At 70.9% G+C, this 12,973-nt stretch carries 12 protein-coding genes; 9 read left to right on the forward strand and 3 right to left on the reverse strand.

Going from position 1 to position 12,973, the window contains the following annotated elements:
* Positions 1-196: 196 nt before the first annotated feature.
* Positions 197-934, reverse strand: coding sequence for a hypothetical protein (locus MFF26_RS21490; RefSeq protein ID WP_137830650.1), 738 nt, complete (start codon positions 932-934; stop codon positions 197-199).
* A 240-nt stretch (positions 935-1,174) separates the two neighbouring features.
* Between MFF26_RS21490 and MFF26_RS21495 the strand changes: the two genes are divergently transcribed.
* The 5 genes from MFF26_RS21495 to MFF26_RS21515 all read left to right on the forward strand — a co-directional run bounded on the left by MFF26_RS21495 (position 1,175) and on the right by MFF26_RS21515 (position 8,260).
* The gene (locus MFF26_RS21495) at positions 1,175-1,426 is read left to right on the forward strand and encodes a hypothetical protein (RefSeq protein ID WP_373324516.1); all 252 of its coding nucleotides are present in this window, start codon (positions 1,175-1,177) and stop codon (positions 1,424-1,426) included.
* Positions 1,423-2,046: a TetR/AcrR family transcriptional regulator gene (locus MFF26_RS21500; protein ID WP_137830651.1), complete on the forward strand. Its 624-nt coding sequence runs from the start codon at positions 1,423-1,425 to the stop codon at positions 2,044-2,046. Before MFF26_RS21495 ends, MFF26_RS21500 begins: the two co-directional genes overlap by 4 nt.
* Positions 2,046-3,269, forward strand: a complete 1,224-nt coding sequence (locus MFF26_RS21505; protein WP_137830652.1) for an efflux RND transporter periplasmic adaptor subunit — start codon at positions 2,046-2,048, stop codon at positions 3,267-3,269. The genes MFF26_RS21500 and MFF26_RS21505 overlap by 1 nt, the downstream gene beginning before the upstream one ends.
* 43 nt (positions 3,270-3,312) lie before the next feature.
* Positions 3,313-6,405 (forward strand): efflux RND transporter permease subunit, encoded by a 3,093-nt coding sequence (locus MFF26_RS21510; RefSeq protein ID WP_238308510.1) that lies wholly within the window; start codon positions 3,313-3,315, stop codon positions 6,403-6,405.
* A 121-nt stretch (positions 6,406-6,526) separates the two neighbouring features.
* On the forward strand, positions 6,527-8,260 hold the full coding sequence (locus tag MFF26_RS21515; RefSeq protein ID WP_137831672.1) for an adenylate/guanylate cyclase domain-containing protein: 1,734 nt from the start codon (positions 6,527-6,529) through the stop codon (positions 8,258-8,260).
* A 57-nt stretch (positions 8,261-8,317) separates the two neighbouring features.
* Here MFF26_RS21515 and MFF26_RS21520 read toward each other — a convergent pair whose 3' ends face one another.
* The gene (locus tag MFF26_RS21520) at positions 8,318-9,505 is read right to left on the reverse strand and encodes an L-dopachrome tautomerase-related protein (protein WP_137831671.1); all 1,188 of its coding nucleotides are present in this window, start codon (positions 9,503-9,505) and stop codon (positions 8,318-8,320) included.
* 396 nt (positions 9,506-9,901) lie between these two features.
* Between MFF26_RS21520 and MFF26_RS21525 the strand changes: the two genes are divergently transcribed.
* Complete coding sequence (locus MFF26_RS21525; protein ID WP_137831670.1) at positions 9,902-10,144, forward strand: hypothetical protein; 243 nt, start codon at positions 9,902-9,904, stop codon at positions 10,142-10,144.
* Positions 10,145-10,271: 127 nt separating this feature from the next.
* Here MFF26_RS21525 and arsH read toward each other — a convergent pair whose 3' ends face one another.
* Positions 10,272-11,018: an arsenical resistance protein ArsH gene (gene arsH, locus MFF26_RS21530; RefSeq protein WP_137831669.1), complete on the reverse strand. Its 747-nt coding sequence runs from the start codon at positions 11,016-11,018 to the stop codon at positions 10,272-10,274.
* Between the two features lie 50 nt (positions 11,019-11,068).
* Here arsH and MFF26_RS21535 point away from each other — a divergent pair, with 50 nt between their 5' ends.
* The 3 genes from MFF26_RS21535 to arsB are packed head-to-tail and all read left to right on the forward strand — an operon-like array spanning position 11,069 to position 12,932.
* Positions 11,069-11,428, forward strand: coding sequence for an ArsR/SmtB family transcription factor (locus MFF26_RS21535; protein WP_137831668.1), 360 nt, complete (start codon positions 11,069-11,071; stop codon positions 11,426-11,428).
* Entirely contained in the window at positions 11,421-11,858 is a 438-nt protein-coding gene (gene arsC / locus MFF26_RS21540; RefSeq protein WP_137831667.1) for an arsenate reductase (glutaredoxin), read from the forward strand. The genes MFF26_RS21535 and arsC overlap by 8 nt, the downstream gene beginning before the upstream one ends.
* Positions 11,859-11,864: 6 nt before the next feature.
* Positions 11,865-12,932 (forward strand): ACR3 family arsenite efflux transporter, encoded by a 1,068-nt coding sequence (gene arsB, locus MFF26_RS21545; protein ID WP_137831666.1) that lies wholly within the window; start codon positions 11,865-11,867, stop codon positions 12,930-12,932.
* Positions 12,933-12,973: the final 41 nt, after the last annotated feature.

Consider the following 12,973-nt stretch of genomic DNA (forward strand, 5'->3'; position numbering starts at 1 on the left):
CGGCGGCAGATTCGTCGGGGCCACGGGGATAAGGCGCTGGCGGCGAGACGCAAGGCGGAAGCGGATCGGGGGAGGGCGCCGGCCGCCGCATGATGGGCCGAAGGCCGGCCTTCCTCCCTCCGTCGTCCTGAAGAGGCCGCTCGTCAGCGCCTCGCCATGACGGCGAGGATGGGGCTTGCACTCGCAGTCCTGCCGATCAGGGCAGATCGTCGTCCGGCGCGGCCAGCAGCGCCCCCCGGCGCAGGGCGGCGCGCTCGTCCGATTCTTCGCGGCATTTCAGGACATGGCCGGCGCGGTTGACGACCTGGAGGTTCGGCGCGCCCCAATAGGCCAGCAGGAACGGCCAGGGCAGGTCGCGCTCCTCGCGCCAGACCCGGTAGAGCGGGAGCCGGTGATCGACCTCCGCGCCCCGCAGCAGGCGCTTGCCGGAGACAGCGCAGCGATGGCGCTGGCGCGCCTTCAATTCCTTGAGGTGGTCGCTCGGCGCGCACCAGAACTCCCAGGCCACGACACAGGCGGCGTGCCAGGATGCGCGGCGGCTCGGCGCGCCGTCGCCCGCGAGGTCTCGATGCCAGCCGAAGCGGAAGACCGCCTGCCCGCAGATCCGGCAGGCGCCGGGGCCGGGGGCGTGACGCTCCTCGCGAAAGGGTGCGGGCGGCACCCGGAAGCTCGTCGGCAACCCCTCGCCGCGTCCCACCTGCCACGTCCAGCCCTCGGGCGCACCGGAACGGGCGGCGAGGGCGCGGGCGAGGCGGTCGGCCCGCAGCACGTGATGGCGCCAATAGCTCGCCACCGCCCGGCTCGGCGTCGGCGGGGTCAGCGGCCGGCTGAGCGCATGGTGCAGGACATGGGCCGGAAAGCCCGGGCGCAGGGAGCGCTCCAGACGGGCGCGGGCCGATGCGTTGCGCGACGAGCGCCATTCCGAGGTCGCCATGGCACGGCCTAACCCGACGCGGCCCCGATGCGAAAGGGGAGGGCGGCCCTGCTCCGCCCGCCTGCCGCCGAGGGTTCATCCGGCGTCGCATCGCGGCCACAGCTGATGCCGAACGTGCTCGGCCGCACCGCATGCCCGAGCATGAGAATGAACGTTCATTGACATGAGAATGAACGTTCACTATCAATCTTCACAGCGCAGGAGGTGCCGGTGAGCCCGTCTCTCGATCATCGTTGGGAAATGCCCTCGGCCCGCCCGAACCGTCTCGGGATGCTGGCCCTGCGCGTGGTCCGGGACGTCTGCACCCCGGCCAACCTCGCCCTCTGCGCCGTGGTGGCGCTCGGCTGGCTGGCGCTGATCGGCTGGACCGGCGCGGGTGCCACGGGCTGGCAGGCCCGGCTCTGCGCCGATCTCGACCTCCAGCCCCGCGCCTGCGCCGTGCTGCCCGGCGCCGCGGACCGCGCCGGCCTCGACTTGGCGCGGGCGTCATGAGCCTGGGCGCCGTCACCGCGGCTCCGATCGAGCCGACCTCCGCGCAGGCGGCGCGGCGGGCGCACATCCTCGACGCGGCGGAAGCCTGCTTCGTGCGCAACGGCTTCCACCGGACGACGATGCAGGATCTCGCCCGCGAGGCGGCGATGAGCCCCGGCAACATCTACCGCTACTTCGATTCCAAGGAGGCCGTCGTCCTGGGCCTCGCCGAGCGCGACCGTGAGCGCGGTGCCGTCCTAGTCGAGATGCTGGAGCGGGCCGGCGACCGTCGCGGCGTCCTCAACGGCATCCTCGCGACCTACTTCTCCGAGATGACCCGCGGCGCGGCGATCCTGCGCCTCGACCTCTGGGGGGAGGCGACGCGCAATCCGGCCATCGGCGCCATGATCGCGCGCGGGGACGAAGAGGGCCGCATGTGGCTCATCGAGACGTTCTCGGCCATCGCGCCGGGATGCGATGCTGTCGGCCTGTTCGAGGCGGTCGCCCCCCTGATGAAGGGGCTGATCGTCAGCCGGGCGCTGATTCCCGACTACGATGCCGGTCCGGCGATCCGGCAACTGCTCGCCTTGATCGATGCGGGCTTCGCCGGTCCGGTCCCCGCCGCCGAGAAGGCTGCCTGATGAGAGCCGCCCGCCGCCTGTTTCTCTTCACCGCGACGGCGCTCGCCATCGCCGCCGCACCCGCCGCGCGCGCCGAGGTGCCGGCACCCGCGACGCCGCGCTTGCCCGCGGTCAGCGTGGTCGAGGCGGCGCGCCGCGAGATCGTCGAGCGCGTCGTCGTCACCGGGACGCTGGTGCCCCGCGACGAGATCCTGGTCAGCCCGGAGATCGACGGCTACCGCATCGTCGAATTGCTGGTGGAGGAGGGCACGCGCGTCGCCAAGGGTCAGGTGCTCGCCCGCCTCAACCGCGACCTGATCGACCGCCAGCTCGCGCAGCAGGCGGCGCTCGTCGAGAAGGCGTCCGCCGCTCTGCCGCAGGCTCAGGCGAGCATCGAGCAGGCCGAGGCCGCCGAGACCGAAGCGCGCCTCTCGTTCGAGCGGGCCAAGTCGCTCATGCAGACCGGCAACGCCACGGCGGCCGTGATGGAGAACCGCACCGCCCTGCTGCGCCAGGCCGAGGGCAAGCTGACCTTCGCCCGCAACGGCCTCTCGATCGCCCGGGCCGACCTCGCCCAGGCGCAGGCGGTGAAGGCCGAGCTCGAACTGCGCCTCGCCCGCACGGAAATCCGTGCGCCGGAGGCCGGCATCGTCAGCCGCCGCACAGCCCGCATCGGCATGTCGGCATCCTCGTCCGCCGAGCCGCTGTTCCGCCTGATCGCCCGCGGCGAGATCGAGCTGGAGGGCGAGGTCATCGAGACCAAGCTGCCGCTCCTGCGCGAGGGCTCGCCCGCCTTCATCGAGATCGGCGAGGGCGAGCGCATCGCGGGCAGCGTCCGCGTCGTCTATCCGGAGGTCGACCGGGCGAGCCGGCTCGGCAAGGTGCGCGTGCGCCTCGATCCCGATCCGCGCCTGCGCATAGGCACCTTCGTGCGCGGCGCGGTCGAACTCGCCCGCACCCGCGGCGTCACCGTGCCCCAGGCCTCCGTGCTCTATGGCGGGGGCAAGCGCAGCTCCGTCCTCGTCGTCGCCGAGGACCGGGTGGAATCCCGCGAGGTCCGCACCGGCCTGTCCGACGACGACGACATCGAGATCCGCGCGGGTCTCAACGAGGGCGAGCGGGTCGTCGCCCGCGCCGGCAGCTTCTTGCGGGATGGGGACCGGGTCCGTCCGATCTCCGTCACCACACGAACGCCGACAGTCGCCGCCGCCCCCGCGCCGCAGGCCACCGCCGACGCGCGCTGACGCGCGTCCGCCCCTGTCTTGAATCCTTGAACGGGTCGCCCCGATGCGCCTGAACGTCTCCGCCTGGGCGATCCGCAACCCGATCGCGCCCCTCGTCCTGTTCCTCGTGCTGATCGTACTCGGCCTCGTCAGCTTCCGGGGGCTCGCGGTCACGCGCATGCCGAACGTGGACGTGCCGATCGTCTCGGTCACGATCACGCAGGGGGGCGCGGCGCCCTCCGAATTGCAGACCCAGGTGACCAAGTGGGTCGAGGATTCGATCGCGGGGGTGAGGGGCGTCAAGCACATCACCTCGGCGATCACCGAAGGCTCCTCGGTCACGACGGTCGAGTTCCGGCTCGAGGTGAACACCGACCGCGCCGTCAACGACGTGAAGGATGCGATCTCGAAGATCCGCATCAACCTGCCGCGCACCATCGACGAGCCGGTGATCCAGCGGGTCGAGATCACCGGCCTGCCGATCCTGATCTACGGCGTCACGGCGCCCGCGATGACGCCGGCCGAGCTGTCGTGGTTCGTCGAGGACAAGGTCGCCCGCACGCTCCAGGGGGTGAAGGGCGTCGGCGGCGTCGAGCGCGTCGGCGGCGTCGCCCGCGAGATCCGCATCACGCCCCAGCCCGACCGGCTGCTGGCGCTCGGCATCACCGCGGCGGAAGTGAACCGGCAGGTGCGCGCCACCTCCGCCGACATGGCGGGCGGGCGCGGCGAGATCGGCGGGCGCGAACAGTCGATCCGCACCCTCGCCGCCTCGCGCACCATCCGCGACCTCAAGGCCACCTCCATCGTCCTGCCCGGCGGTCGCAAGGTGCGCCTCGACGATCTCGCCACGGTCGAGGACGGGATCGAGGAGCCGCGCACCTTCGCCCGCTTCAACGGCGAACCGGTGGTCGCCTTCTCGGTCTCCCGCGGCTCCGGCGCCAGCGACGCGGAAGTGGCGAAGGGCGTGGAAGCGAAGATCGCGGAATTCCGCGAGGGCTATCCCGATATCCGCTTCGAGACGATCGATTCCTCGGTCGCGGCGACCATCGGCAGCTACGATTCCGCCATGCACACCCTGATCGAGGGGGCGCTGCTCGCGGTCATCGTGGTGTTCCTGTTCCTGCGCGACTGGCGCGCCACCCTGATCGCGGCGATCGCCCTGCCGCTCTCGGTCTTCCCGACCTTCTGGGCGATGGATGCGCTGGGCTTCACGCTCAACGGCATCAGCCTGCTCGCCATCACCCTGGTGACCGGCATCCTCGTCGACGACGCCATCGTCGAGATCGAGAACATCGTCCGGCACATGCGGCTCGGCAAATCCCCCTATCGCGCGGCGATCGAGGGCGCCGACGAGATCGGGCTGGCGGTCATCGCCATCACGGCGACGCTGATCGCGGTGTTCGCGCCCGTCTCCTTCATGGGCGGCATCGCCGGGCGCTACTTCATCCAGTTCGGCCTCACCATCGCGGTGTCGGTGTTCATGTCGCTGCTGGTGGCGCGGCTGATCACGCCGCTGCTCGCCGCCTATTTCCTGCGCGACCACGGCCATGCGGACGAGAAGGAAGGCCCGGTGATGCGCGCCTATGGCCGCCTCGTCGGCTGGTCGGTGCGCCACAAGTGGATCACGCTGTTCGTCGGGCTCGCGCTGTTCGTCGGCTCGCTCGCCTCCACCAAGCTGCTGCCCTCGGGCTTCATCCCCAAGCAGGACAACGCCCGCACCCTGTTCATGCTCGAACTGGCCCCCGGCGCCCGGCTGCCCGATACGATCGCGGTCGCCGACCGGGTGGTGGAGCGGATCCGCGCGCTGCCCGAGGTGGTCTCGGTCTTCGTCGACGGCGGACGGCAGGCCGGCGGCAAGAAGGAGACGCGGCTCGCGACGCTGATCGTCAATCTCAAGCCGAAGAACCAGCGCGTGAAGCGCCAGTGGACGCTCGAGACCGAGATCGCCGGCCTGCTCGCCGACGAGCCCGACATCCGCTCCTGGACCCTGCGCGACAGCGGCCAGCGCGATCTCGCCCTGGTCGTCGGCGGGCCGGACGTCACCGTGGTCAGCGAGGTCGCCGCCCGGCTCCAGCGCGACATGGCGGCGATCCCGCACCTCGTCTCGGTGATGTCGACCGCCCCCCTCAACCGCACGGAGGTGCGGATCCGCCCGAAGGAGGGTGCGGCGGCCGATCTCGGCGTCTCGACCGACACCATCGCCGAGACCGTGCGCGTCGGCACGATCGGCGACATCGGCCTGAACCTCGCCAAGTTCAACGCCGCCGACCGGCAGGTTCCGATCCGGGTGCAGCTGCCCGAGAGCGCCCGCGGCGCGGTCGCGCGGCTGGAGAACCTCAAGGTACCGGCCAAGAACGGCACCGCCGTGCCCCTCGCCGCGGTGGCCGACATCGAACTCGACCAGGGGCCGGGCGCCATCGAGCGCTACGACCGCGTCGTGCGCGTGGCGGTGGAAGCCAATATGGAGGGCTCCGACGCGTTGGGCTCGCTCATCGAGCAAGCGTTGAATACGCCCACGGCGAAGAACCTGCCGCCGGGCGTGACGATCCGCCAAGTCGGCGATGCCGAGATCATGCAGGAGGTGTTTTCCGGCTTCCTCATGGCGATGGGCGCCGGGATCATGATGGTCTACGCGGTGCTGGTCCTGCTGTTCGGCAATTTCCTCCAGCCGCTCACCATCCTGTTCTCGCTGCCGCTCTCCATCGGCGGCGCCATCCTCGGCCTCCTGATCTTCAAGATGCCGATCTCGATGCCGGTGGTCATCGGCATCCTGATGCTGATGGGGCTGGTGACCAAGAACGCGATCATGCTGGTCGATTTCGCCGTCGAGGAGATGCGGGCGGGCGTCGATCGGGTCACGGCGATCGTCGATGCCGGCCGCAAGCGGGCGCGGCCCATCGTGATGACTACCATCGCCATGGCGGCCGGCATGGTGCCCTCGGCCATGGCCTTCGGCATCGGCGGCGAGTTCCGCGCGCCGATGGCGGTGGCGGTGATCGCCGGCCTCATCGTCTCGACCCTGCTCTCGCTGGTCTTCGTGCCGGCGGTGTTCCTGCTGATGGACAGCCTCGGGAGCCTGATCGGGCGCGGGCTCGGCCGCTTCGTCGGCCCGCGCGACGAGGCGCCCGTGTCCCATCCGGCCCCGAGCGTTCACTAGAGGCGGACAGCTCACGCGCATCCGCTCGGATCGCGCGGGATGCCGGCCCGCGCGATCGCCCCCTCGCGCGGGCCGGCCGGTCGTGGCAGACGGGGGGTTAGGGGCAGGGGAGTTCTTCGCCGTGGGGCAGGTGGCAGACGCGGCGGGCGGACGGCCAGCCTCGGCGCGCCGCGTCCTTCGTCCGACCTGGCGCCCGACCCTTCGCCAGATCCGCCTGGCCAGCGGCCTCGTGCTGTTCGCCTACGTGCTCAGCCATCTCCTCTGCCACGCGCTCGGCAACGTCTCGCTCGGCGCCCTTCAGGCGGGACTGGCGGTGAAGGTCGCCCTCTGGCGCAACCCGCCCGCCCTGTTCCTGCTCTACGGCGCACTCCTCGCCCATCTCGCCCTCGGTCTGCGGGCCCTCTACGAGCGGCGGCTGTTCCGGCTGCGGCCGGGGGAGACGGCTCAGCTGATCCTCGGACTCGCGGTGCCGCTGCTGCTGCTCAACCACGTCGTCGGCACCCGCATCGCCTGGAGCGCCGAGGGACTGGAGCGGGACTACCCGCAGGTGCTCTGGGCGTTCTGGGTCGCGAGCCCGGGGGGCAGCGGCGTCTCGCTGACGCTGGGTCTGCTCGCCGCTTGGCTGCACGGATGCCTCGGCCTCCATTTCTGGCTCCGGCTGAAGCCGGCCTATCCGCGCTTCTCCCCCTGGCTGCTCGCGGGCGCGGTGCTGGTGCCGGTGCTGGCGCTTCTCGGGGCGGTGCAGGGCGGACGGGCCGTGGCGCTCGCCGCCGCCGATCCGGCTTGGCGCGAGCGGGTGTTCGATGCCCGGCACATCGGCGATGCGGCGCAGGCCGAGCGGCTGTCCGCGATCCGCCGCTTTGTGTTCGGCGCCTATGCGGGCGCCCTCGTCCTCGTCCTCCTCGCCCGCGGCCTGCGCACGCTGATGGAGGCGCGCGGCGGCCTCGTGCGGGTCACCTATCCGGACGGGCGGATGGTGCGGGTGCCGCGGGGGGCGAGCGTGCTGGAGGCGAGCCGGCGCGGGCGCATCCCGCATGCCAGCATCTGCGGCGGGCGGGGGCGCTGCTCGACCTGCCGCATCCGCGTCGTCGACGGCGAGCGCGGTCGGTTCCTGCCCCCGCCCGAACGGACCGAGCGGGCGGTGCTGGACCGGATCGGTGCGAGCCCCGGCATCCGGCTCGCCTGCCAGCTCCGGCCGGATCGCGACCTGACGGTGGTGCCCCTGTTCACGCCCCAGTCCCAGGGCGCGCAGGCGGGCGCGCCCGAGCGGGCCGGGGCGGGCGAGGAACGCTTCGTCGTGGTGCTGTTCGCCGACCTGCGCGGATCGACCCGGCTGGCCGAGGAGCGGCTCGCCTACGATACGGTCTTCGTCATCAACCGCTTCCTCGGCGCCGTCGGCCACGCGGTGCGGGCGCAGGGCGGCAGCGTGAACCGGCATCTCGGCGATGGGCTGATGGCCCTGTTCGGCCTCGACGGCGACCCGCGCCGGGCCGCCCGCGCCGCCCTCGACGCGGTCGATGCCGTCGCCGCGGAACTCGAGGGGCTGAACCGGACGCTCGCCGCCGATCTCGGCGAGCGTCTGCGCTACGGCATCGGACTGCATGCGGGCACCGCCATCGTCGGCGAACTCGGCGACGAGGCCGATGCCCGCTTCACCGCGCTGGGCGACACGATCAATGTCGCGGCACGGCTGGAGGCGCTGACCAAGCCGATGGGGCAGGTGGCCATCGTCTCCGAGGCGGTCTACCGCGCCGCCGGGATCGAGCCCGGCGACCTGACCGAAGTGACCTTGACGGGCCGGGCGCAGCCGCTGCGGGCGCGGCTGGTCGGGGCGGGCGAGACGGTGGCCGTATGAGGCAGCCACCGTCCGCCTTCTCTTCCCCGCAAGGGGGAGGGGACGAGCCCCCTGCGATCAGCGTGCCGGCCCGGTCGAACCGGTCGCGTCGCCCGCCCCCGGCTTGATCGCCCACAGCTCGGTCGGCAGGCTCACCGGGGCGCCGGGCTTGTAATCGGCCGAATCCTGGATGTGCGAGGTCGTGACGTAGATCGTGCCGTCGGGCCCCTCGCTGAACGTGTCGGGCCAGCGCAGCTGCGGATCCTTCACCAGCGTCGTCAGCGGGGCATCCGCCTTCGACAGGTCGCGCACCTTCACGGAATCGTCCTGCGGCGAGGTCACGTACATCCGGCCGTCGCGGCGGCCGATGAGGAGGCCGTCGGCGACGCCGTTCTCCCCGACCTTCGTCACCTTGCCCGACAGGCTCTTGTCGGAGAGCGCCTCGGGCACGAGGGAGGACGCGGCCCAGCCGGTGAGGGCGTCGGTCGGCAGGCTGTAGAGCGTCTTGCCCTTGATCGCCTGCCAGTACAGCGTCTTGCCGTCGCCCGACAGGGCGATGCCGTCGGCGGAGAAGTTCACGCCGCGCCCGTCGGGCCGGCGCAGGGGCTTGCCGTCATAGGTCACGGTCACCGACTTGTCCGGCATAGTCGAGGGATCGCCCGCGAGCAGGCGCTTGGCCGCGCCGCTGTCGAGATCGACCACGATCAGGGCGCCCTCCGCGCCGGAATCGGTGAGATAGGCGGTCTTGCCGTCGGGCGCGATGCGCACGTCGTTGAGGTAAGAGCCCTGAAGCGCGACGCTCGTGTCGAAGGGGATCGTCTTGATGACCTTGTTGGTCTTCAGATCGATCCCGACGAGCTTCGGACCATCCTTGATGACATGGGCCATGGCGGGAGAGGCCGCATCGACCACCCAGAGCCGATCCTGCGCGTCCGCCACCACGCTCTGCACGCAGACGAAATGGTCCTTGGGCGAGAGTTCGTCGGCGCGGGCGTTGCGCCAGGAATTCCAGCTCTCGTCGGGATAGGGGACCGGCTTGCCGTCCTTCAGCTCGGCGACCGAGACCGGGGCGTCCTCGCTCCAGCGGGGGAAGTTCACGAAGATGCGCCCGTCGCGGGCGACGGTGACGCCGGTCACCTGATGCTCGAAACCCGCCACCTTGGTGAGCTGCGCCCCGCCCGCCGCGCCCTGGGCGTAGGCGGGCGGACCGGAGGCCGCCGTGCCGGCGAGCAGCAGGGCGGCGAGGGCGAGGGAGGTTCTGATCATGGCGGGAAGCCTCGAAGCGGGAACGTCGTTCGTCCCAGCAACCGGCGCTTCTCCGGCCAAGCTCCTTCACGATAGCGTTGGCATCCGCCGGACCGGAATCCGATCCATCGAGCCCAGCCCCCGCTCGCGCATCCGGTTGCGCTCCGGGCGGAGCCGAACGGGGGCCTGACAGGGCACGGGACGCATCCGTATCGGGCGCCCGACGGGGCTGCGCCGCGAGGCTGCAGGCCGGGCGGAACGGGCGGAGATCGTCGGCATCGCTCCGCCGCGCCACGCCCGAGGCCTCCTGCTGCAACAGACCGGGACGGGCGAGCGTACGGACGATGCGAACAGGCTGGAACGGTTGAGGTTCCCGCGTCGTTGAGAGCGCAGTTTTCACCCCTCTCGGAGGACGCTATGCGGAACACTCTTCTCGCCGCCGCCGCCCTGACCCTCGCCGGCCTCACCGGCGCCAGCGCTCAGACCACCGTGATCGAGCGCGACGCGCCGGATCGGGTCGTGGTCGATCGCCCCGCCACCACCTCCTCGACCACGGTCGAGCGCCGCGACAGCACCAGCACCGGCTGCTCCAGCAAGACGGTGACGAAGGAGAACGACGTCGGCGACCGCAAGACCGTCACCAAGGAATCCTGCGACTGATCTTTCGGGACGTCCTGCGTCCTGACGGACAAGAACCCGCCGCGGAGGACCGCGGCGGGTTCTTGTCTGTTCAGGCCTGTCCCATCATTGGGTTATGCGGCGGCCCCGCGCCAGGACGGTCAGGCCATCAGCGTTTGGCGAAGCCGATATCCGCGGCGACCGCCTTCAACTGCTCCGGCTCGCGCTCCTTCCGTTCGGAATAGCGATCCACGAGGTAATCGGCCCGTCCGCGGGTCAGGAGCGTGAACTTCATCAGTTCCTCGCAGACGTCCACGACCCGGTCGTAGAGCGGACCCGGTTTCATCCGGCCCTCATCGTCGAACTCCTTGAAGGCCATCGGAACCGATGATTGGTTCGGGATGGTGATCATCCGCATCCAGCGCCCGAGGATGCGCAGGCTGTTCACGGCATTGAAGCTCTGTGAGCCGCCCGAGACCTGCATCACCGCCAGCGTACGACCCTGCGTCGGGCGCACGGAGCCCTCGCTGAGAGGCAACCAATCGATCTGGCTCTTCATGACGCCGGTCAGGGTGCCGTGCCGCTCCGGACTGACCCAGACCTGCCCCTCGGACCAGATCGAGAGCTGGCGCAGTTCCTGGACCTTCGGATGCTCGGCGGTGGCGTCGTCGGGCAGCGGCAGCCCGTCCGCGTGGAAGATGCGCACCTCGCCGCCCATGGCTTCCAGCAGTCGCGCGGCCTCGTAGGCCAGAAAGCGGCTGAAGGACCGCTCCCGAAGCGAGCCGTAGAGGATCAAGAAGCGGGGTGCGTGCGCCAACGGCGCCGACGCCTCCACCCGCTCCGAAGTCGGCACCTCGACATGTGCCTCGGAAAGATTCGGCATCCCGTCGGCGAACGGCTGCTGGGGCTTGTCCACGCTGCGGTCATCCCATACGTTTCAACAAAAGTTGGATTGATGGATCATCCATGGATGAACGGCAAGCCCTCGCGGCCTTCGCCGCCCTCGGTCAGGAGCACCGGCTCCGGGTCGTGCGCGCCCTCGTCACCGCCGGGCCGGACGGTCTCGCCGCCGGCGCGCTGGCGGCCGAGGTCGGGATCGCGAGCACCAATCTGTCCTTCCATCTGAAGGAACTCTCGCATGCCGGACTGATCACCTCCCGGCGCGAGGGCAAGTCGGTCATCTACAGCGCCGCCTATGCCTCCCTGTCCGACCTGATCGCCTTCCTGATGCGCGATTGCTGCGGGGGCCGGCCGGAAGTCTGCGCCCCGGCCGTCGCCGCCCTGTCCGCCTGCGATTGCACGACCGGAGACACCGCCCATGCCTGAGGCATTCGACGTCGTCGTCTACCACAACCCTGCCTGCGGCACGTCCCGCAACACCCTGGCGATGATCCGCAACGCCGGCATCGAGCCGCACGTGGTCGAGTACCTGAAGACACCGCCGCACCGCGCGCTCCTCTGGCAACTGCTCGCCCGCGCCGGCCTCACGGTGCGCGACGCGCTGCGCGAGAAGGGCACGCCCTACGCCGAACTCGGCCTCGCCGACCCGGCGCTGACCGACGACCAGCTTCTCGATGCCATCGCGGCGCATCCGGTCCTGCTCAACCGCCCGCTGGTGGTGAGCCCGAAGGGCGTGCGCCTGTGCCGACCGTCCGAGGCGGTGCTGGACCTGCTCCCGGCCCAGCAGGGTGCGTTCGTGAAGGAGGACGGCGAGCGCGTCGTCGACGAGCACGGCCGCCGCGTCGCCACCGCCTGAGGCACCATGAGCACCTTCGAGCGCTACCTGACCCTCTGGGTCGCCCTCTGCATCGTGGCCGGCATCGCACTCGGCCACGTCATGCCGGGCGTCTTCCACGCCGTCGGCGCCGCCGAGATCGCCCGGGTGAACCTGCCGGTGGCGATCCTGATCTGGCTCATGGTCATTCCCATGCTGCTGAAGATCGACTTCGCCTCGCTGCGCCATGTCGGCCGGCACTGGCGCGGCATCGGCGTGACGCTCTTCATCAACTGGGCCGTGAAGCCGTTCTCGATGGCCGCCCTCGGCTGGCTGTTCATCGGCGTCCTGTTCCGGCCCTCCCTGCCCGCCGACCAGATCGACAGCTACATCGCCGGGCTCATCATCCTGGCGGCGGCGCCCTGCACGGCCATGGTGTTCGTCTGGTCGAACCTGACCCGAGGGGAACCTCATTTCACCCTGAGCCAGGTGGCGCTCAACGACACCATCATGGTGGTGGCCTTCGCGCCCATCGTCGGCCTGCTGCTAGGGCTCTCGGCGATCACCGTGCCCTGGGGCACGCTGGTGCTGTCGGTGGTACTCTACATCGTCATTCCGGTGATCATCGCGCAGCTCGTGCGCCGGAGCCTCCTCGCCTCGAGCGGGCCGGCCGGCCTCGACCGGCTTCTCGCCCGGCTCGGCCCCGTGTCGCTCGTGGCGCTGCTCGCCACCCTGGTCCTGCTGTTCGGCTTCCAGGGCGAGCAGATCCTGGCGCAGCCGGCGGTGATCGGACTGCTGGCGGTGCCCATCCTGATCCAAGTCTACCTGAACTCGGGGCTGGCCTACCTCCTGAACCGCGCAGCGGGCGAGCAGCATTGCGTCGCCGGCCCCTCGGCGCTGATCGGCGCCTCGAACTTCTTCGAGCTCGCGGTGGCGGCGGCCATCAGCCTGTTCGGCTTCCATTCGGGCGCGGCGCTCGCGACCGTGGTCGGCGTCCTCATCGAGGTTCCGGTCATGCTCTCGGTCGTCTGGATCGTGAACCGGAGCCAGGGCTGGTACGAGCGGGGCGCCGCGACCAGGAGAGCGTCCCTGAAGACTGCCTCCCGCGAGACCTGACCGGAGAGCCACGGCCCGGAGGGACCGTCATCTCCGTCCGG

The organism is Methylorubrum suomiense (genome assembly GCF_022179765.1).
Lineage (GTDB): Bacteria > Pseudomonadota > Alphaproteobacteria > Rhizobiales > Beijerinckiaceae > Methylobacterium > Methylobacterium suomiense.

Bases quoted from the DNA above. Each gene is read 5' to 3' on its own strand.
- arsB (WP_137831666.1), top strand. From the start codon at position 11,865: ATGAGCACCTTCGAGCGCTACCTGACCCTCTGGGTCGCCCTCTGCATC.
- MFF26_RS21495 (WP_373324516.1), top strand. From the start codon at position 1,175: ATGCCCTCGGCCCGCCCGAACCGTCTCGGGATGCTGGCCCTGCGCGTG.
- MFF26_RS21520 (WP_137831671.1), bottom strand. From the start codon at position 9,505: ATGATCAGAACCTCCCTCGCCCTCGCCGCCCTGCTGCTCGCCGGCACG.
- MFF26_RS21535 (WP_137831668.1), top strand. From the start codon at position 11,069: ATGGATGAACGGCAAGCCCTCGCGGCCTTCGCCGCCCTCGGTCAGGAG.
- MFF26_RS21500 (WP_137830651.1), top strand. From the start codon at position 1,423: ATGAGCCTGGGCGCCGTCACCGCGGCTCCGATCGAGCCGACCTCCGCG.
- MFF26_RS21490 (WP_137830650.1), bottom strand. From the start codon at position 934: ATGGCGACCTCGGAATGGCGCTCGTCGCGCAACGCATCGGCCCGCGCC.
- MFF26_RS21525 (WP_137831670.1), top strand. From the start codon at position 9,902: ATGCGGAACACTCTTCTCGCCGCCGCCGCCCTGACCCTCGCCGGCCTC.
- MFF26_RS21510 (WP_238308510.1), top strand. From the start codon at position 3,313: ATGCGCCTGAACGTCTCCGCCTGGGCGATCCGCAACCCGATCGCGCCC.
- arsC (WP_137831667.1), top strand. From the start codon at position 11,421: ATGCCTGAGGCATTCGACGTCGTCGTCTACCACAACCCTGCCTGCGGC.
- MFF26_RS21505 (WP_137830652.1), top strand. From the start codon at position 2,046: ATGAGAGCCGCCCGCCGCCTGTTTCTCTTCACCGCGACGGCGCTCGCC.